Origin of the sequence: Gracilibacillus thailandensis (assembly GCF_010994055.1) — a bacterium.
Taxonomy (GTDB): Bacteria; Bacillota; Bacilli; order Bacillales; family Amphibacillaceae; genus Gracilibacillus; species Gracilibacillus lacisalsi.
In genome coordinates, this window is record NZ_WJID01000054.1 from 1 (window position 1) to 22,489 (window position 22,489).

General features: G+C 39.6%; 17 protein-coding genes. 13 read left to right on the plus strand and 4 right to left on the minus strand.

Going from position 1 to position 22,489, the window contains the following annotated elements:
• Positions 1 to 80 precede the first annotated feature (80 nt).
• The 7 genes from GH715_RS15280 to GH715_RS15310 all read left to right on the plus strand — a co-directional run bounded on the left by GH715_RS15280 (position 81) and on the right by GH715_RS15310 (position 8,788).
• Positions 81 to 836, plus strand: a complete 756-nt coding sequence (locus GH715_RS15280) for an alpha/beta fold hydrolase (RefSeq protein ID WP_153836104.1) — start codon at positions 81 to 83, stop codon at positions 834 to 836.
• A 9-nt stretch (positions 837 to 845) separates the two neighbouring features.
• Positions 846 to 1,439, plus strand: a complete 594-nt coding sequence (locus GH715_RS15285) for a TetR/AcrR family transcriptional regulator (RefSeq protein WP_153836105.1) — start codon at positions 846 to 848, stop codon at positions 1,437 to 1,439.
• A gap of 318 nt (positions 1,440 to 1,757) precedes the next feature.
• Positions 1,758 to 3,368, plus strand: coding sequence for an FMN-binding glutamate synthase family protein (locus GH715_RS15290; protein ID WP_163578691.1), 1,611 nt, complete (start codon positions 1,758 to 1,760; stop codon positions 3,366 to 3,368).
• Positions 3,369 to 3,386: 18 nt separating this feature from the next.
• A complete protein-coding gene (locus tag GH715_RS15295; RefSeq protein ID WP_153836106.1) occupies positions 3,387 to 5,018 on the plus strand; it encodes an acetolactate synthase large subunit in 1,632 nt (543 codons plus the stop codon).
• Positions 5,019 to 5,031: 13 nt separating this feature from the next.
• Positions 5,032 to 6,471: an aldehyde dehydrogenase family protein gene (locus GH715_RS15300; protein WP_153836107.1), complete on the plus strand. Its 1,440-nt coding sequence runs from the start codon at positions 5,032 to 5,034 to the stop codon at positions 6,469 to 6,471.
• 134 nt (positions 6,472 to 6,605) lie between these two features.
• Complete coding sequence (locus tag GH715_RS15305; protein WP_153836108.1) at positions 6,606 to 7,055, plus strand: Dps family protein; 450 nt, start codon at positions 6,606 to 6,608, stop codon at positions 7,053 to 7,055.
• Positions 7,056 to 7,249: 194 nt separating this feature from the next.
• Positions 7,250 to 8,788 carry a BCCT family transporter gene (locus tag GH715_RS15310; protein WP_153836109.1) on the plus strand — a complete coding sequence of 513 codons (1,539 nt, stop codon included), beginning with the start codon at positions 7,250 to 7,252 and terminating at the stop codon, positions 8,786 to 8,788.
• Between the two features lie 67 nt (positions 8,789 to 8,855).
• Here the strand turns inward: GH715_RS15310 and GH715_RS15315 are convergent, their stop codons facing one another.
• Positions 8,856 to 9,272 (minus strand): MerR family transcriptional regulator, encoded by a 417-nt coding sequence (locus GH715_RS15315; RefSeq protein ID WP_153836110.1) that lies wholly within the window; start codon positions 9,270 to 9,272, stop codon positions 8,856 to 8,858.
• A 302-nt stretch (positions 9,273 to 9,574) separates the two neighbouring features.
• On the opposite strand from GH715_RS15315, the gene GH715_RS15320 reads away from it, so the two are divergent.
• Positions 9,575 to 10,615, plus strand: coding sequence for an NAD(P)-dependent alcohol dehydrogenase (locus tag GH715_RS15320; RefSeq protein ID WP_153836111.1), 1,041 nt, complete (start codon positions 9,575 to 9,577; stop codon positions 10,613 to 10,615).
• A gap of 63 nt (positions 10,616 to 10,678) precedes the next feature.
• Here GH715_RS15320 and GH715_RS15325 read toward each other — a convergent pair whose 3' ends face one another.
• A complete protein-coding gene (locus tag GH715_RS15325; RefSeq protein ID WP_153836112.1) occupies positions 10,679 to 11,776 on the minus strand; it encodes a PRK06851 family protein in 1,098 nt (365 codons plus the stop codon).
• A 278-nt stretch (positions 11,777 to 12,054) separates the two neighbouring features.
• Between GH715_RS15325 and GH715_RS15330 the strand changes: the two genes are divergently transcribed.
• Complete coding sequence (locus GH715_RS15330) at positions 12,055 to 12,954, plus strand: nuclease-related domain-containing protein (RefSeq protein WP_163578692.1); 900 nt, start codon at positions 12,055 to 12,057, stop codon at positions 12,952 to 12,954.
• 15 nt (positions 12,955 to 12,969) lie between these two features.
• Here GH715_RS15330 and GH715_RS15335 read toward each other — a convergent pair whose 3' ends face one another.
• Both GH715_RS15335 and GH715_RS15340 read right to left on the minus strand, forming a co-directional pair.
• Positions 12,970 to 13,944 carry an electron transfer flavoprotein subunit alpha/FixB family protein gene (locus GH715_RS15335; RefSeq protein ID WP_153836114.1) on the minus strand — a complete coding sequence of 325 codons (975 nt, stop codon included), beginning with the start codon at positions 13,942 to 13,944 and terminating at the stop codon, positions 12,970 to 12,972.
• A gap of 15 nt (positions 13,945 to 13,959) precedes the next feature.
• Complete coding sequence (locus GH715_RS15340; RefSeq protein ID WP_153836115.1) at positions 13,960 to 14,727, minus strand: electron transfer flavoprotein subunit beta/FixA family protein; 768 nt, start codon at positions 14,725 to 14,727, stop codon at positions 13,960 to 13,962.
• A gap of 162 nt (positions 14,728 to 14,889) precedes the next feature.
• Between GH715_RS15340 and GH715_RS15345 the strand changes: the two genes are divergently transcribed.
• Genes GH715_RS15345 through GH715_RS15360 form a run of 4 tightly spaced genes read left to right on the plus strand, consistent with a single transcriptional unit; the run spans position 14,890 to position 22,467 of the window.
• The gene (locus tag GH715_RS15345) at positions 14,890 to 17,031 is read left to right on the plus strand and encodes a (Fe-S)-binding protein (RefSeq protein ID WP_163578693.1); all 2,142 of its coding nucleotides are present in this window, start codon (positions 14,890 to 14,892) and stop codon (positions 17,029 to 17,031) included.
• Positions 17,032 to 17,053: 22 nt separating this feature from the next.
• Entirely contained in the window at positions 17,054 to 19,450 is a 2,397-nt protein-coding gene (locus GH715_RS15350) for a 3-hydroxyacyl-CoA dehydrogenase/enoyl-CoA hydratase family protein (protein WP_153836116.1), read from the plus strand.
• A gap of 20 nt (positions 19,451 to 19,470) precedes the next feature.
• The gene (locus tag GH715_RS15355) at positions 19,471 to 20,655 is read left to right on the plus strand and encodes an acetyl-CoA C-acyltransferase (RefSeq protein ID WP_163578694.1); all 1,185 of its coding nucleotides are present in this window, start codon (positions 19,471 to 19,473) and stop codon (positions 20,653 to 20,655) included.
• Between the two features lie 39 nt (positions 20,656 to 20,694).
• Positions 20,695 to 22,467, plus strand: coding sequence for an acyl-CoA dehydrogenase family protein (locus GH715_RS15360; protein ID WP_390308553.1), 1,773 nt, complete (start codon positions 20,695 to 20,697; stop codon positions 22,465 to 22,467).
• The last annotated feature ends 22 nt before the right edge of the window (positions 22,468 to 22,489 follow it).

Here is a 22,489-nt window from a genome sequence, read left to right on the forward strand (position 1 = left end):
CTCCTATTTTATTATTGACTAAACGTTCGGTCAATAATAAAATGACAGTAGAACGAAATAAATTGGATGGAGGGTTTACCATGGATTTGTATTATCAAGTAACCGGAGAGGGTCATCCTATTGTACTGTTGCATAGTGGAGGAACGGATCGGAAAGACTGGACATTTTTAACTCCACGATTAGCTCAACATTACAAAGTTGTTACGTTTGACGTACGTGGAATTGGAAAATCACCATCGCCAAATCCAAATGACAAGGTCAATTATGTTGAAGATTTATTATTACTTATGGATCATCTAGAGCTAGATTCGGCGATGCTTGTTGGTCATTCAATAGGGGGGCAAATTGCAACAGAGTTTGCTTTAAATTACCCTGAAAAAGTAAACAATCTGATTTTAATTGCACCATCATTATCAGGTTTCCATTATTCTGAAGCATTTAATGAGTATATTAACAGCATTAATCGGGTTGCTCCAGATATCGATCAAATGCTTGATATCTCTTTGAGTGGCTCGTTGTATCAAGTTGTCATGTCAAGCCCACATCGAGATCTGATGATTCAAATGCATCGAGACTACTTCAATCGGATTTTAACATGGCCTAATTTTGAAATGTTTTGGCCACAACCGCCTGCTGTTGAGAGATTAGATGAATTATCGATGAATACGTTGTTTATTATAGGCGAAAAAGATTTTCAAGATAATCATCGTGTAGCAGAACAATTTAAAAAAGTTCCCAATGTCCGTTTATCCGAAATAACAAATGCAGACCACATGGTAACACTTACGCATCCAGATAAGTTATTTATGAAGATTGATAATTTTATAAAGGAATGATATGTACCTATGCCAAGAACACCCGAAGAGAATGAACGAATTCGTCAAAAAGCAATAGAAAATATTCGACACAAAGCGATGGAACTGTTTATTAATCAAGGATATCATGCGACTTCTATTAGTGATATAGCGAAAGAAGCAGAAATCTCTAAAGGCTTACTTTACAATTACTTCAAAGGAAAAGAAGATCTGCTTTCAACGATTGTGGAAGAACGGATTATAAAATTAATCGAAGTGATGGAAGGTGCTTTAGCACTTGATACACCAGCTGACCAACTAAAATATGTTGTAAATCATGCGATTGATAATGTTTACACAAATCCTCAAGTTCATCGCTTTTTTCTACACTTGCAAACACAACCTGAGGCTGATAAAGAGTTAATTAAATATAGTAAACGGATCGTTGAGGAAAATGCAAGGCAATTTGAGTTACAATGTGAAATGTTTGAAAATCTAGGAGTTGCCAATCCTAGAGAAAGATCTCTATATTTTTCGTCTACCTTGCAAGGGGTAATGTTGATGATTGCCACTTATCCTCAGAAATTTCCGGTTGAAGAGATTAAAACACAAATCATAGAGAAATTTTGCCAATCACCAATATAATATGCTTTTTATAAAGTGCAATCATCTTAATGATTAGCCAAAACATAATTAGTATAAAAGAAAAGACAGGTAAATTAGCCTGTCTTTTTTTGTTGTATAAATTAATATGCCGCCTTTTGTACCCTTATTTAATAAACTAACTTTCTGGCTTAGTTTCGGCTATTCATAATAATGAAACAACAGGTCAAACTAAAGTTAGTAATATGATCCCGGTGTCTATCGCCTGGCTGATTCCAGCTTCAAACTTCCAGTGAAATAGGGAAGTGAAGTGTCGGATAGCACCTCGATCATAGTCTCACTTAATAGGAGGAATGGTATGTGAATATTGCCAACTTCATGACGATCATCGGATTTGTAGTTTGTACGGTTGTAATACTTATACTCTTAGTGGTTGGATCGTATTTATTTACAATAGACAAAAGACAAAAACAACATCCTATTCTTCGAAATTATCCTTTAATTGGAAGGGTTAGATATTTCTTAGAGAATATCGGACCTGAGTTACGCCAATATTTATTTCATAATAACCGCGAGGGTGAGCCATTTTCGCGAAACGACTATCAGCATATAGTGAAAAAGGCAAAATACAAACGAGATGTCCTTGGGTATGGCTCACAACGCGACTTTGATGAGCCTGGATATTATATTCGTAATTCTCTCTTCCCTAAATTAACAGAAGAATTAAAGATGGATCGCAAGACAAAAGTGACAACAGAGCGCTACTTGTTGCTTAATGAACCTTTATTTGCTCAAAGAAAAGAGCGGTTGGATAAGGATGAATCGCCAGTTTATTTATTGGAAGATGATGATGCAATTGTGATCGGTGAACAAACAAGACATCCATTTAAGGTTAAAGGACAGATCGGTATGTCTGCTATGAGTTACGGTTCCTTAGGAGAGCGAGCTATTACAGCTCTATCAGAAGGGTTAGGCATTGCGAAAGGAACTTGGATGAATACCGGTGAAGGTGGAATATCTGATTACCATCTTAAGGGTGGAGTAGATATTATTATGCAAATTGGGCCTGGCTTATTTGGGGTTAGAGATAAGGAAGGAAACTTTAGTTGGGATGCATTACTAGAGAAAAGCAACATGGCAGAAGTAAAAGCGTTCGAGATTAAATTAGCGCAAGGTGCCAAAACACGTGGTGGCCATATTGACGCAGAGAAAGTAACCGAAGAAATTGCTAGGATAAGAATGGTGGAGCCTTACAAGTCGATTGACAGTCCCAATCGCTTTCGTGAATTTAGTGACTTACCTTCCTTATTTAAGTTTTTAGAAAAGATTCGTGAACATACGGGAAAACCTGTAGGCATGAAGGTTGTAGTTGGAAGTAGTCAGGAGGCTGATGAACTCGCCAAAGCGATTAAAGATACGGGGATGGGACCAGACTTCATCACAATAGATGGTGGGGAAGGGGGAACAGGTGCATCCTACCAAGAATTAGCGGACAGTGTCGGGTTACCGATTCGGTCGGCGTTACCATTAGTCGATAATGCTCTTCGGAAGTATGGTGTGCGAGATAATTTGAAAATTATTGCATCAGGGAAAATGTTTTCACCAGACCGGATTGCAATTGCACTTGCTATGGGAGCGGATCTCGTCAATGTCGCTAGAGCGTTTATGATAACAGTTGGATGTATCCAAGCATTACAATGTCAATCCAATTCATGTCCGGTTGGCGTCGCAACGACAGATCCTGATCTGCAAAAAGGGCTTGTGATTGAAGAGAAGAAATGGCGTACGGCAAATTATTTAATTACTATGCGTAAAGGGCTATTCCGGTTAGCTGCAGCAGCTGGTTTAGATTCACCGACCAAATTCACACGAGAACACATTGTTTATCGAGACGAAAAGGGTAGGACATGGTCATTAGACGATATCTATCAAGCAATGGTACGGCCGAAGGATATAAACGATATTTCTTAAAAGAAGAAGGTGTAATCAATGAAAGTAGCAGAACTATTGATCAAATGTTTAGAACATGAAGGAGTTGAATATATTTTTGGGGTACCAGGTGAAGAAAATATTGATGTAATGGATGCCCTTCATGACTCCACGATTCAATTTATTGTAACACGTCACGAAACGAGTGCAGCATTTATGGCGGGAACATACGGAAAATTGACAGGGAAACCAGGCGTATGTTTGGCAACACTTGGACCAGGTGCAACCAATTTATTAACCGGTGTTGCCAATGCCAACATGGATCTCTGTCCGATCGTGGCGATCACAGCACAAGCAGGTCTAGGTCGTCAGCATAAGATTTCTCATCAACATTACGATATGGTATCTGTTTATGATGAAGTAACTAAATGGAATACCCAGATAAAAACGCCTGACGTAGTTCCAGAAGTGGTACGAAAAGCATTTAAAGTTGCTACGGAGGAGAAGACCGGAGCAACGCATATTGAACTACCTGAAGATGTTGCAAAGATGGAAATTGAGAGTTCACCTCTAAATGTTGTCCCTCATCATCTTTCAGAGGCGGATGAACCAGTAATTAACGAGGCGGCCAAAATAATAGAACAAGCGAAGCACCCACTCCTTTTAGTTGGGAATGGTGTAACAAGAGGGGATGCTGATGAAGAGTTGAGGACTCTAGTGAAGACGGCAAATCTTCCTGTAGTTCATACTTTCATGGGAAAAGGTGCAATACCGTGGACTGATGAACATAGCCTACTAACGGCAGGGATAGGTGGTAATGATTATATTGCTTGTGGATTTAACGAGTCTGACCTGATCATTGCTATTGGTTTTGATATGGCCGAGTATTCCCCAAAAAGTTGGAATCCTGAGGGCAAAACCCCTATCTTGCACATTGATACAAAAGAAGCAGAAATTGATGCATGCTATCCTGTTCAATTAAATGTTGTCGGTAATATTAAAGAGAATATCAAAAATCTAAACAAGGCAATTACTGAAAAAGAAAGAGATTTAACTTGGGTGTCACATGTTCGCAACGAAGCACTGACTGAATTAGAATCGTTTAAAAGCGACATCGAATTTCCTGTGAAACCACAAAAGATTATTGCTGATTTGCGTTCTGTATTGGAGGAAAACAGCATTGTTATCTCTGATGTTGGAGCACACAAAATGTGGATCGCTAGAATGTACCATAGTTATCAACCGAATACATGTCTCATTTCGAATGGTTTAGCATCAATGGGTGTTGCAGTGCCTAGTGCTATTGCTGCCAAAATGGTTCACCCAGAACGTCAGGTGGTTGCTGTATGTGGTGATGGATCATTTCAAATGACGAGTGCAGAATTAGAAACTGCGAAACGATTAAATTTACCGATTGTGATTCTTTTATGGCGTGATGAAGGTTACGGTTTAATTGAATGGCATCAGATGAAAGCTTTCAACCGTTCATCCCATATTAAATTTGGCAATCCAGATTTTGTTCAGTTAGCAAAGTCATACGGTTTCGAAGGACTGACTGTTGAAAAGCCAGAAGGATTGAAACCAACCATAGACAAAGCGTTATCGTTGAACAAGCCAGTACTTATTGATTGTCCAGTTGATTATCGCGAAAATATGAAGCTTACCGAAAAGCTAGGAAATATTATTTGTTAACGGAGGTCATACTATGATGAAAATAGGTTCCATTATCAACGGCCAAGAACGAATAGAAGATAATCGTGAAATAGTAGCAGTCCATAATCCTTTTAATAATGAAAAAGTAGCGGAATTAAAACTTGCCACTAAGAAAGATCTCGAAGACGCTGTAACCAATAGCTTTGAAAAGTTCCATTCCGAAATGAAAGTTATGCCAGCCCATCAACGTGCTGATATTTTGCGAAAAGCTGCCGATTTGTTAGTAGATAAAACGGAGGATTTTGCAACCATTATTAGCAAGGAAGCTGGTAAACCAATTAAGTATAGCCGCGGTGAAGTCGAACGGTCTATTCAAGTTCTCCGATTTGCTTCTGAATTAGCCAAAAATATTCCCGGGGAAATGATACCAATGGATGCTGCTATTGGTGGCGAACATCGTATGGGTCTAGTTAAGCGTGAGCCATTAGGTGTAGTAGGAGCCATCACACCGTTTAACTTTCCATTAAACCTTTCCCTTCATAAACTTGCACCGGCATTAGCAGCAGGCAACACAGTCGTATTTAAACCAGCAGAAAAAACACCGATTTCGGCCTGTATGCTCGTAAAGCTGTTTCAAGAAGCAGGATTGCCAGACGGTGTCATTAATCTACTTATTGGAACCGGTGAAGAAGTTGGCTCAGCGCTTGTGACACATGACAAAGTTGCTAAAATCAGCTTTACTGGCAGCCTTCCAGTAGGTAAGAACATCAGGGAAACAGCAGGATTAAAGAAGGTTACTTTAGAGCTTGGTTCTAATTCACCGAACCTTTTATTTGAGGATGCTAACATTGATTATGCTACAACAGAATTAGTAAAAGGCGCTTTTGCATTCTCTGGTCAAGTCTGTATTTCTGCACAACGTATTTATGTCCATAAGGAAATTTATGATTCATTTCTTGAGGCCTATATCCAAAAAACAAAAGCATTACGAATGGGTGACCCAATCAGTGAGGAAACCGACATTGGTCCGATGATTAATGAAGAAGAAGCTAAGCGGGCTAAAGAGTGGATTGATGACGCGGTAGACAAGGGTGCACGGATTGCGGTCGGTGGTGAAAGAAATGGCACGATTTTATCACCTACGATCATGACTGATGTGGATGAAAATATGAAAATCATTGCAGAAGAGGTTTTTGCTCCTATTGTATCGGTCATTCCATTTAATACAGAAGAAGAAGCAATCGAGTATTCCAATGATTCCATTTACGGACTACAAGCTGGTGTTTTTACAAGAGACATTAACCGAGCATTACGTGTTGCAGATCGATTAGAAATGGGCGGAGTTTGGATCAATGAAATCTCAACGTATAGGCAGGATAATCATCCGTATGGTGGCGTGAAACAAAGTGGTGTTGGAAGAGAAGGCGTTAAATATGCGATAGAAGACATGACCGAAATGAAATTTATTGGGATTAAAATTGATCAAAACTAATAAACAGGATGATCTGAATTCTACGATGAAACACTCACAAATGTTGGAACCGATTTTAGTGAGTGTTTTTTGTATAAATCGATAAAACTTCGCGAAAATAAGGATTATAAAATACGTTAAAAAGGTGGGTTTATATGGATAATCAAAGATTAATTAATTTTTTGAACCAATTATTATCAAACCATTTCGTGTTATATGTTAAGTTACATCGCTATCACTGGTTTGTTCAAGGGAGGCATTTCTTCCAGCTCCATGCTACCTTTGAAGAAATGTACAATCAAATTGCCGAAGATTTAGATGAAGTGGCAGAAAGAATTTTAGCAATAGACGGAAAGCCGTTGGCAGTTATGTCAAAGTATTTAGAAGAAGCTACATTAGTAGAAGCGAACGCTGATGATAAAGAGAATGAGATTATTCAACAACTAATGGATAATTATAAGCAAATTATTGCTGAAATTCAACATGATGGATTACCTCTAGCAAGTGAGAATAGCGATGAGCCAACAGCTGATTTATTAATTGCTTTACAAGGTAAGTATGAAAAATATGTATGGATGTTATCAGCGTACATAGCATACGAATAGTTTGGATTACTAGCTTCGTTAAGGATAAATGGCAAGCTGTTTTTGACTTATTTTCCTCACTAACCTATAATTGAGTGTCTGTGTTTACATACACAAAAATTTCTCGTTACTTTTTTGAATTAATAAGTTTATGGATATAGGACATGAATAATAAATGATAAAAAGTTATGTGGCATTATTATAGGAGGACAAGAATGGATGACAGTACTAGGAAGAAGAAGAAATTAGATTGGATGACGTTGATTATAAGTGGAGGACTGCTTTTGCTCTTCGTCATCGCTTCCATTTTTAATGAAAAATTAGTGGGGCAGTGGATCAGTGATTCCTTCTCTTTTACAGCGAAATATTTTGGAGCATATTGGCAAGTGTTACTGCTCGTAATGTTTATCATTGGATTAATATTAGCTTTTAGCAAATATGGAAAAGTACGACTGGGCAAAATGGAGCGGCCGGAGAATAGCAATTTTCGCTGGGTTTCTATGATTTTATGTACATTGTTAGCCAGTGGAGGAGTTTTTTGGGCTGCGGCTGGACCAATGTATCATTATTTGACAACACCTCCGCTGTTTACAGGTATTGAAGAAGGGACAGTGTCTGCAACATTTCCTGCAATGGCACAAAGTTATCTACACTGGGGCTTCTCAGCTTGGGCAAGTTTGGGCACCTTGACAGCGATTGTGCTTATGTATGCCCATTATCAGAAAGGCTATCCACTTAAACCACGAACCTTTTTGTACCCAATGTTTGGTAAGAAAATCTTTAAAAATAGTTTTCTTGGCTCTTTGGCTGATATTGTATCCATTGTAGCAACAGCGGCTGGAACAATCGGACCAATCGGTTTTCTAGGACTTCAGGTCGGTTATGGATTAGAAGCGGTATGGGGGATTTCGAATACATTTACTACACAGTCTTTGATCATTATCTTTTTAGTTGTAATTGCTTCGATTTCGGCGGCCACTGGTATTGAGCGTGGTATCCAATTGCTCAGCCGAGTGAATGTTAGTTTGGTTGTTGTTTTAATGGCCACCATGTTAATACTCGGTCCGACCTTGTACATTATCGACTTATTTATCGGTTCAGAAGCCTTCTATCTACAAAACTTTTTGACGATGAGTTTATATCGAGTAGATCAAGCTTGGCTTGGTTCATGGACGATTTTCTTCTGGGGTTGGTTTATTGGTTATGGTCCAATGATGGCTATCTTTATCAGCAGAATATCTCGAGGAAGAACAATAAGAGAATTAATTATCGCTGTCTCCCTTATTGCTCCAATTGTTAGTAACTTTTGGTTCACTGTAGTTGGTGGATCAGGTATTTTTTATGAAAGGGAAAATCCGGGTTCTGTTTCAACCGCACTAAATGAGAGTGGTATGCCGGCAACTGTGATGGCAATTATGGATCAAATCCCATTTGGAATCGTACTAGCGATTGGTTTTATCATTGTATCGGTTATTTTTGTTGCGACAACGGCTGATTCCATGTCCTACACCGTTGCGGTGACTTTAAGTGGTACTGATGAGCCTAATCGATTCATTCGAGTCTTTTGGGCACTAATGTTTGGTGGGGTTGCTGTTTCCCTGTTAGCGATTGGTGAGGAAACAGTCGGTACACTGCAAAACTTTATTGTCGTAACAGCAGCACCAGTATCGCTACTTCTTCTCCCATCACTATGGGATGCACCAAGGATAGCGAAGAGAATGGCGAAAGAGCAAAATATTATTGAAAAAAAATAATGAGAATGCTGTTTTGTATAAGAATCAAACAAACCACCTGTATTTGAAATAACAGGTGGTTTTATTATTAATCAGTAATAGGAATCTCTATTTTATTCTTTTTATGAATTTCTTCTGTTCCGGCTTCCAATGCAGTTTGGTAATATAAGCATTTATGCTCGATCAGTTCCATTGTTTTTTTCAGTTCTTCCATTTGTGCTTCTACACAAGCTTTTCTTTCCATAAACATGTCGTATCTTTGCTGTAAGGTGGAATCCCCATCAGAACACCAATCAATGAAGGTTTTAATTTCCTTAATCGGCATCCCAGTGGATTTCAAACATTCTATTATTTTTAATGCTTCGATATCCGATTCCTTAAACAATCGTGTTCCGCTTGCTGACCGTTCTACAAAAGGCATAAGCCCCTCTTTGTCATAGTAGCGCAAGGTATATACAGTAAGATTCAATTCTTTCGCAACTTCACTGATAGAATATGTCTTCATCTTATATCTCCTATTCTTGTAAAAATATAGACCTCGAGTTAACTTTACTGTATGGTTTTGGTAATTTTATCATGATAGTTCTTGAAGGTCAAAGTCATTTTAAAGGAAAGTGAAAATAACTCGTATATAAATATATATTAACTCGATTGATATCCAATATGAAATCTTAATGACTGGAGAGATATATGAAAAAATATAAAGTCAATCACTTGATCTAGAGTTAACTCTAGGCATTATTATAGTTTTAAAGAGATAAACAAGTCATCTCTTTTTAATAAGTAAAATTACAGGAGGTTTTATTAATGCTAACTGCTAAAGCACGAGCTGTCGATGGTCCAGACAAACCTTTTCGAGCAGCAGAAATTCAACGACGTGATCTTGATTCGCATGATGTTCAGATTGAAATTAAATATGCAGGAATATGTCATTCGGACATCCACACGGCACATGGCGAATGGGGAGAAGTAAATTATCCTCTTGTACCTGGTCATGAAATTGCAGGTGTTGTTACAGCTGTTGGACCAGAAGTAACAAAATATAGTATTGGAGATCGTGTAGGTGTAGGATGTATGGTTGACTCCTGTGGTGAATGTGAGAATTGCCGTAAAGGAGAGGAACAATATTGTTTAAAAGGGAATATTCCTACCTACGCAGGTGTTGATAAATATGGAGAGCCAACTCAAGGTGGTTATTCTACACATATTGTTGTAACAGAGGATTTTGTCGTGAGAATTCCAGATAATATCGGACTTGATGTTGCAGCACCATTACTTTGTGCAGGTATTACCACTTATTCTCCATTAAATCATTGGAATGCTGGTCCAGGTAAGAAGGTAGCAGTTGTTGGAATGGGCGGTCTTGGTCATATGGCTGTTAAGATTGCACATGCTATGGGTGCTGAAGTAACAGTGTTGTCACAAACTTTGAATAAAAGAGAAGACGGCTTGCAATTTGGTGCAAAAGAATACTATGCTACAAGTGATCCTGAGACGTTTGAGAAACTTGCAGGTACGTTTGACCTAATCATTAACACGGTAAGTGCAAAGATTGATATGAATGCTTACCTTTCTCTTTTAACCCTAGATGGTACTCTTGTAAATGTTGGTGCACCTGCAGAACCGTTGGGAGTAAATGTGTTCTCTCTTATTGGTCATCGTCGTTCATTTGCAGGTTCGATGATAGGAGGAATTCGTGAAACACAAGAAATGCTGGATTTCTGTGCAGAACATGACATTGCACCTAAAATTGAAATAATTTCAGCCGATCAAATTGACGAAGCATATGAACGAGTATTAGCTTCAGATGTGAAGTATCGATTTGTGATCGATATTAGTACTATGTGAGGTGTGTTAAAGAACATATTTAAGCAGGGATCTTGGTTAAGATCTCTGCTTTTTTATCTATTATCAACCTCTCGCCAATTTTTCAATTTCATTGTAAATAGTCGAATAAATTTCATCAATTACTGCAAAATCAACTGCAGGGATATAAATAGCTTCTAATTGATCATGTAAGGCTTTGGCTTCCTTCAAATAAGTGATGCCATCTTTCATTCGTTGCTTGTAGCTTTTGGTGTAATAAGTAATATCTGATTCATATTTTTCATCCGTACCAGGAGTAATGGTTTGCTCGTATAGGTCAACAATTTCATCACCTTGACGCTCAGGGAAATATTCATGCGGATCGGTACTATCAAATACACAGACTCCTAGTTCGCGGATGACGACCATATCGATACTCTCTGGGTCAAATCCGCAGTGATACATTTCAACGTCAAAGCCACTTTCTTCCGCATTAGTGGCAACTTTTTTAAGTAGTGTTGATTTACCAGTACCAGCACGCCCTTTGATAAAGTAACGTTTTGTCAATTCTTCGGTAATGGAGGGGATAAAATCGACCACACCTTCAGGGGTAGAGGCACCGAAAAAGCGATGTCGCACGATACCATTTCCGTGAATACTTGTTTTATCGAGCAGAATCTTTTGAATTAATTCGTCCGTGACTTGATTAGCTTTGTCAAAATCCATCTCATTAATATATATTTCCTCTAAGTAATCGTGAAGATGAAGCCCATCTGCAAAACAGTCATAAGCCGATTGAAATGCAGCATTTATTTGTGTTTGCAACTCAACGATGTCATCTTTATTTGCTTTTAGCTTTGTATTATCCCAAGCAACTCCGAGATTAACATACTGTTCAATTGCCCCAGGGGCCTTTGGCTCTAAAACATGTGGAGCAGTTGCATCAAAAATTCCAAAATGAAGCGTGGGGATAATAAACCCATCTAAAGAATCATTATCTGATGAACAATGAATTCGCTCAATATTATAACCTTGCTTTTTCCATGCCTCTGCCAGCTTTTTCATTATTGTGGATTTTCCAGTACCAGGACCACCTTTTAATAGATATATATTTTCTAACCCTTGCATATTTGACTCAAACAGGTCATAGAATCCCTTTGCCGTGTTACCACCAGCATAGTAGTTAATCACTTTACCTGACAAAACCACCACCCCTTTGTAAAAAAGATTTACACATTAGCCTATGCGATCGTGGAACTATCTGACACTTTTGTAGATGAGATAATTTAAGTACCAAAATTCACTCACATGAAGTAAAAATGGTACTAAAAGGACAATTAAGTACCAAAAATAAAAATTATTTGATTAAAATGGTACTTAATACACGATTAAGTACCAAAATCAATCCTGATGGCCACCATTTTGGTACTTAAGTATTCATCATGAAACATGTTATAATATGTAAAAATGGGAGGGATTTCATGATAACAAAGAAAAGGAAAAAGCCTGACGAATTAATTGCTTATGAACTATTATCTAAACGCAAACAATTAAACGAGCAAGAAAAGAAACGGTACCGAAGTGTAGCAAAAGGTTTTGAAGGGGAGGTTATGTTTGATACTTATTTAGATAAACTAGCAGGAGAGCATATCATCTTAAAAGATTTACTAATACATCATAATAAATATTGTCAAATGGATACGATATTATTAAAAAACGGCAAGATTTTCTTATTTGAGATAAAAAATTTCATTGGAGAATACTATTGGGACGATGATAAATTATTTATGTTGAACCAAGTAGAAATCGATAATCCGCTAGTTCAACGTGATCGAGCCCATTCCATACTACGGCGATTACTACAGTCACTAGATATAAAACTCCCCTTGGTTTCCTACTTAATATTTGTGAACCCCGAATGTTCCATCTTTCAAGCTCCTTTAGACAAACAGATTATTTTACCAACGCAAATCAATCGCTTCATCAAGCATTTTCCTATTACCACGCACATTACCTCGCAAGAAAAAGAAGCTTCAGAAAACCTTAAAGCAAATCACATTGAAAATTCTCCGTTTAATCAGTTTCCAGCATATCAATATGATCAATTAGAAAAAGGAATTCCATGTTATCACTGTGGAAACATGGCAACAATCCCGAAAAAACAAGGGGTTGAATGTCGTTTATGTGGTCACTTTGAAAAGGGGAGCGAAGCCATTATGCGTATTTGCAGAGAATATCAGTTTTTGTTCCCGGAACGAAAAATAACCTCAACCTCTATTTATAATTGGGGTGGTAGGATGATTTCGAGAAGAAGAATCTTTCGAATATTACAACAATACTATGAGAAAAAAGGTGAACATAGGTGTCACTATTTTGAATGACACCTATCCACATTTCTAACCTAAAGCCTTCTTAAATTCCTTTGTAAGTAATGGCACAACTTCAAAAAGGTCGCCAACGATTCCATAATCAGCAATTTTGAAGATTGGTGCTTCAGGATCTTTGTTAATGGCAACAATAATCTTTGATTGACTCATGCCGGCTACATGCTGAATTGCACCACTAATTCCGCATGCAATATAGATTTCTGGTGTAACAACTTTACCAGTTTGCCCAATTTGCAGTGAATAGTCGCAGTAATCAGCATCGCAAGCACCTCTAGAAGCACCGACTGCTCCACCGAGGACATCAGCTAGCTCTTGTAACGGTTTAAATCCGTCCGCACTTTTGACTCCGCGCCCACCTGATACAACAATTTTTGCTTCTGATAAATCGACTTTTCCAGATGTATTCTGTACGACGTCTTTGATAACGGTTCGTAAAGAAGCAGGTTTAGCATATTCGATATGTTCCATTTCTGCTTTCTCTCCGCTTGAATCAGCTCCTGCAATATTATTTGGTCTAATGGTGACAACCCATGGAGTGCTTTGAAAAACTTTCTTTTCAAATGCTTTTCCGGCATAGATTGGTCGGGTATATACAACTTGCTCGTCGATGTTTTCGATGTTTGTGACATCTGAAATTTGTCCTGCATTGATCTTTGCGGAAATCATTGGTGCTAGATCACGGCCAATAGCGGTATGTCCCAAAATGATTCCGTCTGGATTGGAGGCATCAATCACTTGCATTACAGCAGTAAGATACGCTTCAGGGTTATATTGCTGTAAATCTGGGTGATCAATAAGATAAATTTTCTCCGCATTAATACTAGAAAGGGACTCTGTTAGGTTATCTAATGAATGACCGATCACGGCGACATGGAGTTGGTCGTTTTCGGTTGAGGATAATGTTGCTGCATGTAGTGACTCATAGGTGACTTGACGCAATGCTCCATCGCGGTGCTCAGCAACGACTAGAATGGTTTTACTCATAAGAATACCTCCTTATTATAATACTTTTGCATCATGCTGTAGTTTTTCAACGAGTTCTTTCACTTGCTCAGCAGTCTCGCCTTTCAGAATTTGACCTGCTTCTTTTTGAGGAGGAAGAGAAAGGTCTGTTCTAGCTGTTTTTGGAATTAGCTCGCTTTCTTCTATATCGAGATCATCTAATGTTAATTGTTGTAGTGGTTTTCTTTTCGCTTTCATAATTCCAGGAAGGCTTGGGTAACGTGGTTCATTTAACCCTTGTTGTGCGGTGAAAACTGCAGGAAGTGTGACTTCAACTTGTTCAAGGTCGCCTTCTGCATCACGATCTGCTAGTGCTTTGTCATTACTAATATCAAGCTTCGTAATCGATCCGACATGTGGAATGTCTAAGAGTTGTGCTAATCGTATCGCTACTTGACCAGCACCATTATCAACCGAGAAGTAACCACCCAGAATGAAATCAACTTTTTGACCTTCAAAGTATGCAGCTAATACCTTTGAGATGGTGTTTTCATCTGATCCTATTCTTTCATCTGATATTAATACAGCTTCATCAGCTCCCATTGCTAATGCTGTGCGGAGAGCTTCGGATGTTCGCTCTGGACCGACAGCAATAACATAAACATTACCCCCAAGTTCCTCTCGTTTTTGGATCGCTTCTTCTACGGCATATTCATCATATGGGTTGATGACATATTGCACGCCATCTTCGGAAATAGTGCCATCTTCAACGATGATTTTTTCCTCGGTGTCGAAGGTCTGTTTTAGAATGACATAGATATCCATTTATCATTCTCCTTTCCAACATAAATGGTAAGCATTTTCTAATAATCACGTTCATATCCATAATATGAGAGCCCTTACACATTCATGTGTGTTTCTTGTAAGGTAAAGGGTGGCTCAAAAGCTTTTCTGAGCCTACTAAGTATCAGGAAGGGAGCGATCAATGTGGCTTGGCAATGGATTCAATTTCTCGCATTTCTTCTAGTAACTGGTTACGGCTTGTATTTATTTGGGAAAGTGGTTTATCGTCGTTACTTATATATTAAGTTAGGAAAGCAGGTGGAAATCGAAAAGAATCTCGATGAACGCTTGAGAACGTTTGTCTCGCAAGTATTCGGTCAATCAAAATTATTGAAACATAAAAAAAGCGGGATCATGCATGTCATTATTTTTTATGGCTTTATCATCTTACAATTTGGTGCCTTGGATATCATTGTCAAGGGCCTTGGGGCAGATCGACTTCCGATTCCAGGCTATCACGTCTTTAACCTCTTTCAGGAAGTAACGGTCTTTCTTATATTTCTTGCAGTTGGTTATGCAGCCTATCGCCGTTATGGTGAGAAACTACCTCGATTAAAAAGAGGAAAAAAACCGAGCATCGTTATTTACTTTATTTTTTCCTTAATGTTATCGGTTCTTTTGACACTAGGATTAGAGCGGGTTCTACATGATCTCTCTTTTTCTTGGTATTCACCGCTTTCCTCTTTGATTGCAGCGGCTTTTATGTCAGTTGAAGAGATGACAGCGCAGATTCTTTTTTACACGTTTTGGTGGGCACATTTACTGATATTATTAGCGTTTTTAGTATATGTTCCGCAATCAAAACATTTTCATCTGATGGTTGCTCCGATCAACATTTTTTTAAGACGAACAGAACCGGTTGGTCAATTGAGAAGCCTTGATCTTGAAGATGAAAATGCGGAATCATTCGGTGTTGGAAAAGTAGAAGATTTTACACAACAACAAATGCTCGATTTCTATTCCTGTGTTGAATGTGGGCGCTGTACGGATGCTTGTCCAGCTTCTAATACGGGTAAGCTGCTTTCGCCAATGCATCTTATTGTAAAGTTGCGAGACCACCTTACTGAAAAAGGTGCAGCGATCACATCGAAATCACCTTGGGTACCTCAGTCTAATTATGGTATACACAGCATTCAAGATGTTGATAGAGAGCAGGTCGAGTGGGGGCAAGGGACGACGATTCAACCGACGATGACACTCCAGCAACAGATGTGGTCGACAAGTGATAACAATGTAGAGGAGCTAAATCTCGTTGGCGATGTGATGACCGAGGAGGAGATTTGGGCATGTACGACATGTCGGAACTGCGAGGATCAATGTCCGGTCGGGAATGAACATGTCGATAAAATCGTAGACTTGCGTCGGCATTTGCTGCTCATGGAAGGTAGTGTTCCTCATGAAGGCCAGCGTGCAATGCAAAACATTGAGCGCCAAGGGAATCCATGGGGAATCAATCGCAAAGATCGTGCGAAGTGGGTGGAAGACATTGACGGAATTCCTGTTCCGACAGTAAAGGAAAATCCTGATTTTGATATTCTTTACTTTGTTGGTTCAATGGGGTCTTACGATAATCGCAGTCGCAAAGTGTCTCGTGCATTTGTGAGATTGCTAAATGAAGCAGGTGTCAACTTTGCGATTCTTGGCAACGAAGAGAAGAATTCCGGTGATACGCCGAGAAGAATGGGCAATGAATTACTTTTCCAAGAGTTGTGCATGGAAAACATTGCAACATTAAAGAAATACAACGTGAAAAAAATCGTTACAGCCTGTCCGCATACTTTTAATACATTAAAAAATGAATACCCAGAGTTTGGATTAGACGGGGTTGAGGTCCTTCATCATACGGAGCTTCTCAATCAGCTAGTGAAAGACGGTCGATTAACACCAACGTATGAATTGGATGAACGGATCACGTATCATGATTCCTGTTATCTAGGACGCTATAACAATGTATATGAACAGCCACGAGATATTCTCCGTTCGATTAAAGGTGTCGAATTAGTTGAGATGGATCGTAACCGTGAGAATGGCATGTGCTGTGGTGCAGGAGGAGGGATGATGTGGATGGAGGAAACTGCTGGAAAGCGGGTAAATCTAGCTCGCACAGAACAGGCACTTGATGTAAATCCAACAGTGATTAGTAGTGCCTGTCCGTATTGTCTCACGATGCTAGATGATGGCACGAAAGCAATCGAAGTAGAGGACGATGTGAAGGCAAAGGATATTGCCGAAATTTTAGAGCAAGCGGTATTTGGCGAGTCTAGCTCTAACAAACTGACAGGATGACATAGAACAGGAGGTTAATTGTATGGAAAGACAAATTCGACGTGCAGCTGTAATTGGTTCGGGCGTTATGGGAGCAAGCATCGCAGCCCACTTAGCAAACGTGGGTATCCCTTGTCTTTTGCTCGATATGGTCCCTGAACAATTAACAGAAGATGAAAAAAGCAAAGGACTGCATTTAGATAGTAAAGAAGTCCGTAACCGTTTAGCTATAAATGCAATCAAGAGACTGAAGAAAACAAAGCCAGCCCCACTGTATGATGAGGATTTGGCGTCGTTTATAACTCCTGGCAATATCGAGGATGATCTCGAACGAATCAAAGAAGTGGATTGGGTTGTAGAAGTGATTGTTGAAAACCTTGCCATTAAGAGGCAGCTTTTGGAGCGCATTGAAAAAGTATGGGAGCAGGGTATTATTGTCAGCTCTAATACGTCAGGTATTTCCATCAATGCCATGGTTGAAGGTCGTAGCGCTGCATTTAAAGAACATTTTCTAGGCACACATTTTTTCAATCCGCCTCGTTATATGAAACTATTAGAAATTATTCCAGGCAAGCAAACACGACCCGAAATCATTGACGTGATGAATCATTTTTGTGAGAAAAAGCTCGGTAAAGGTGTCGTGGTTGCGAAGGATACGCCAAACTTTATCGCTAATCGGATCGGAGCGTACAGTCTGCATATCACACTTAACGAAATGCTTGATAAAGGTTATACAGTTGAAGAAATTGACGCATGTACAGGACCGGCAATCGGGCGTCCGAAAAGTGCGACATTTCGAACGTTAGATTTAGTGGGACTTGATACGTTTGTACATATTGCTAACAATATGTACGAAAAACTGACCGATGAGGAAGAGAAGAAGGTGTTCAAGGTACCGGAGATTTTACGAAAGATGGTTGAAAAAGGATGGATTGGTGAGAAAACAGGGCAGGGCTTTTATAAAAAAGTGAAGAACGAAAATAAAAAGGAGATTCTCTCCCTTAACGTCCAGACGATGGAATATGAGCCACAAAAGAAAACTGTCGGTGCATCTTTGGAAGCTGCAAAAATGGCAAAAGGAACAAAGCAAAAACTTAAAGCGCTTCTAAGCACGCAAGATCAATATTCGCAACTAGCTTGGAATACGCTCAAAAAAGTACTTCTTTATTCAGCAGAAAAAGTAGGTGAAATTGCGGATTCGATTTTAGAAATTGATCAAGCGATGAAATGGGGCTTTAATTGGGAGCTTGGTCCATTTGAAACGTGGGATGCGATTGGATTAGAGACGTCCGTAAAGCGGATGGAAGCAGAAGGAGAAAGTGTCCCACGATGGGTAAAAGATTGGATTAAAGCCGGAAACCAATCCTTTTACAAGAAGCAAGAAGGTACCACGTTTTTCGTTTCAGATGGTTCGTATAAACAAGTAGAACCAAAGCCTGAAGTAATTTCCCTTCGAACGTTAAAAGAGCAAAATAAGGTTGTAAAATCTAACAGTGGAGCTAGCCTAATTGACCTTGATGACGGAATAGCTTGTTTGGAGTTTCATTCCCCTAACAATGCGATCGGTGCGGATATTTTAATGATGATTGAAGAAAGCATCAAAGAAGTCCGTCGCAATTACGATGGACTCGTTATTGCCAATCAAGGACGGAATTTCTGTGTTGGTGCTAATTTAATGATGCTTTTAATGGAAGCACAGGATGAGGAATGGGATGAAGTCGACCATATTATCCGCCAGTTTCAAAATACTATGTATCATTTAAAACAATTTGAAAAGCTTGTTATTGCAGCTCCACATCGGATGACCTTGGGTGGAGGTGTTGAGGTTTGTCTGCCAGCCGATCAAGTTGTCGCCTCGGCAGAAACGTACTACGGATTAGTCGAGGTTGGTGTTGGCTTAATACCAGCAGGTGGCGGGTGTAAGGAACTGATCGGTCGTCTTAGCAACTCTGTTACGAATCCGGAGGCTGATTTACAACCATATGTCAACCAAATATTTGAAACGATCGGCATGGCAAAGGTATCGACAAGTGCACTAGATGCGAAAAAGCTTGGCTATTTGCGTGATCAGGATACTATTGTTGTTCATCAAGATCATTTAATTTACGAAGCAAAGCAAGCTGCACTGCGGTTGATTGAGCAAGACTATACACCAGAGCCAAAAGAAGAGATTCGTGTAGTTGGAAGCGAAGGGAAGGCGGTGTTGAAGTTAGGTGCTTATCAAATGAAGTTAGCTGGTTATATCAGTGATCATGACCAACTGATAGCCAATAAACTGGCTCACGTTTTAGCTGGAGGAGATGTTCCTGCGGGGACACGAGTGAGTGAGCAATATATGCTCGATCTCGAACGGGAAGCTTTCCTAAGTTTGTGTGGTGAGCCAAAAACTAGGCAGCGCATGCAGTATATGTTAAGCAAAGGGAAACCATTACGTAATTAAATTAGGAATGAGGTGACTTTGTGAGAGAAGCAGTGATTGTATCGATTGCACGTACACCAGTAGGGAAGGCAAAGAAAGGCCGTTTTGCCCAAACACGGATAGAGGATCTAGGTAGTACGGTTTTAAATGCGGTCGTGGACCGGGCTCAAGGGTTAAAGAAAGAGGATGTGGAGGATATCATTATTGGCTGTGCCATGCCTGAAGGAGAGCAAGGGTTAAATGTCGCAAGAATTATTTCTCTTTATGCTGGTTTTCCCGCTACAACCCCAGCAATAACGATCAATCGTTTTTGCTCATCAGGCTTGCAGTCAATTGCCTTTGCCGCAGAGCGTGTTATGCTCGGTCATGCAGATGTTGTTATTGGCGGAGGAGTAGAAAGTATGAGTCATGTTCCGATGTCAGGGTTTAAGATGTCTCCACATCCACAAATTGTCGATGAAATGCCTGAAATCTATATGGGGATGGGCTTTACGGCTGAAGAAGTAGCAGCACGATTTGATGTTTCACGAAACGATCAGGATCACTTTGCCGCAATGAGCCATCAGAAAGCAGCAGCAGCTATGCAAGCAGGCAAGTTTAAAGAAGAAATTGTCCCCGTACAAACAGTGCGTAAGGGTGTTGATGAGAACGGGAATCCTTGGGAAGAACAAAGCGTTGTCGACACGGACGAAGGGGTTCGTGCGGATACAAGTGTTGACGTACTGGCAGGACTCAAACCAGCGTTCAAGCAGGGAGGAACTGTAACTGCTGGTAACTCATCGCAAATGAGTGATGGTGCAGCAGCATGTGTAGTAATGAGTAAAGAAAAAGCAGAAGCACTTGGTTTAAAACCATTAGCTACCTTTAAATCCTTTGCAGTGGCTGGCGTTGAACCTGAGATTATGGGGATTGGTCCGATCAAGGCGATTCCCAAAGCCCTTGATATGGCAGGAGTTAGCCAGGATGACATTGAACTTTTTGAAATAAACGAAGCATTTGCAGCACAATGTTTGCCAATCATTCGCGAACTGAAAATAGATGAAGAGAAAGTAAACGTAAATGGAGGAGCAATTGCACTTGGCCATCCTCTGGGATGTACAGGGGCCAAGTTAACCTCCACCTTACTTTATGAGCTGAAACGCAGAGGCGGTGGGTACGGAGTCGTTTCGATGTGTATCGGTGGAGGTATGGGTGCAGCTAGTGTGTTTGAAGTGCATCCAAGCTAAAATAATACCAGCATCATGATTAGAAAGGGGAACACAATGATGGAGGAAAAAATAGTTGGTGGAAGTTTTATTATTGACGATGTCGATTATAACTCGGTCATTACACCAGAGGATTTTACTCAGGAACAGCGAATGATTGCCGAAACAACAAAGGATTTTATTGAAGGAGAGATTCTGCCACAGGATGAAGCGATTGAAAGCTTAAATTACGACCTTACCGTAACACTACTGCAAAAGGCAGGAGAATTGGGACTTCTTAGTGCTGATGTGCCAGAACAATATCAAGGTCTTGGTCTCGATAAAGTAAGCTCGACATTGATCAGTGAACGATTATCTAAGGCGTCGTCCTTTGGTCTATCCCTTGGAGCACATGTCGGGATTGGTACCTTGCCGATCGTTTACTTCGGATCAGAAGAGCAAAAGCAAAAATATCTGCCTCCATTAGCTAGTGGGGAAAAAATTGCCGCTTATTGTTTAACAGAACCATCTTCTGGTTCAGATGCACTAGGTGCCAAAACTACTGCTACATTATCGGAGGATGGTAAGCATTTTATCTTAAATGGAACAAAGCAATTTATTACAAATGCAGCCTTTGCTGATATTTTCATTGTTTATGCTAAAGTAAATGGAACAGATTTTAGTACATTTATTGTAGAGAGAACAATGGAAGGAGTCAGTACTGGACCAGAAGAACAGAAGATGGGTATCAAAGGCTCCTCAACGTGTCCACTAATTTTGGAAGATGTGAAGGTTCCTACAGAGAATTTGTTGTGGGAGGTTGGAAAAGGTCATCTTATCGCCTTCAACATCTTGAATATTGGTCGATTTAAGCTTGCGGCAGGTTGTCTTGGTTCCTCGAAGGATACGATTGAACTAGCATCGGCCTATGCGAATGAAAGAGTTCAATTTAAGCAGCCCATTTCATCTTTTCCTCTCATTCGTAAAAAATTAGCAGAAATGAATATAGGGGCATACGTTCTTGATAGTATGGTGTACCGAACAGCTGGATTAATAGATGCGAGTATGAAAGATATTGATTTCAACAGTTCTGATGCAGGGGTGGCTTCTGCCAAAGCAATTGCTGAGTATGCGCTAGAGTGTTCGATCAATAAAGCATTTGGATCTGAGACATTAGATTTTATTGCTGATGAAGGTGTGCAAATTTACGGTGGCTATGGATTTATCAAGGAATACAAAATCGAGCGCATCTATCGTGACTCACGCATCAATCGAATTTTTGAAGGAACAAATGAAATCAACCGTTTATTAATTCCGGGTACGTTGATTAAGCGAGCAATGAAGGGCGAACTTCCGCTGATGCAGAAAGCTCAACAGTTACAAGAAGAATTACTTACGTTTATGCCACAACGCACGTTTGAAGGGCTCTTAGAACAAGAACAATACATGATTAAAATGGCCAAGAAAATCTTCCTCATGCTTGGCGGTTTAGCTGTACAAAAATACCAACAAGAGCTTGAAAAAGAACAAGAAATTCTAAGTCATTTAGCAGATATTATGATTCAAGTGTACGCAGCTGAAAGTGCATTACTTAGAACGAAGAAATTGATCGCGAACGAAGGTGAAGAGAAAGCGGCAAATGCGATCGCGATGACTCAAGTATTTGTTCACGAATCATTTGAAACAATCGAGTCTTTTGCTAAGGATGCGTTAGCTGCGATAGAGTCAGGTGATATGCTCCAAGCCCAATTGTCTATAGTAAAAAAACTCACTCGCCGAACACCAGTCAATACAGTTGCATTGAAAAGACAAATTGCAGAGCGTGTCATTTCAGCTGAGAAGTATGTCGTTTAACATGCCATAGCCAAAAAGGAGA

Coding starts and splice junctions, on each gene's coding strand:
- GH715_RS15280 (WP_153836104.1), top strand. CDS start 81: ATGGATTTGTATTATCAAGTAACCGGAGAGGGTCATCCTATTGTACTG.
- GH715_RS15285 (WP_153836105.1), top strand. CDS start 846: ATGCCAAGAACACCCGAAGAGAATGAACGAATTCGTCAAAAAGCAATA.
- GH715_RS15295 (WP_153836106.1), top strand. CDS start 3,387: ATGAAAGTAGCAGAACTATTGATCAAATGTTTAGAACATGAAGGAGTT.
- GH715_RS15300 (WP_153836107.1), top strand. CDS start 5,032: ATGATGAAAATAGGTTCCATTATCAACGGCCAAGAACGAATAGAAGAT.
- GH715_RS15305 (WP_153836108.1), top strand. CDS start 6,606: ATGGATAATCAAAGATTAATTAATTTTTTGAACCAATTATTATCAAAC.
- GH715_RS15310 (WP_153836109.1), top strand. CDS start 7,250: ATGGATGACAGTACTAGGAAGAAGAAGAAATTAGATTGGATGACGTTG.
- GH715_RS15315 (WP_153836110.1), bottom strand. CDS start 9,272: ATGAAGACATATTCTATCAGTGAAGTTGCGAAAGAATTGAATCTTACT.
- GH715_RS15320 (WP_153836111.1), top strand. CDS start 9,575: ATGCTAACTGCTAAAGCACGAGCTGTCGATGGTCCAGACAAACCTTTT.
- GH715_RS15330 (WP_163578692.1), top strand. CDS start 12,055: ATGATAACAAAGAAAAGGAAAAAGCCTGACGAATTAATTGCTTATGAA.
- GH715_RS15335 (WP_153836114.1), bottom strand. CDS start 13,944: ATGAGTAAAACCATTCTAGTCGTTGCTGAGCACCGCGATGGAGCATTG.
- GH715_RS15340 (WP_153836115.1), bottom strand. CDS start 14,727: ATGGATATCTATGTCATTCTAAAACAGACCTTCGACACCGAGGAAAAA.
- GH715_RS15350 (WP_153836116.1), top strand. CDS start 17,054: ATGGAAAGACAAATTCGACGTGCAGCTGTAATTGGTTCGGGCGTTATG.
- GH715_RS15360 (WP_390308553.1), top strand. CDS start 20,695: ATGGAGGAAAAAATAGTTGGTGGAAGTTTTATTATTGACGATGTCGAT.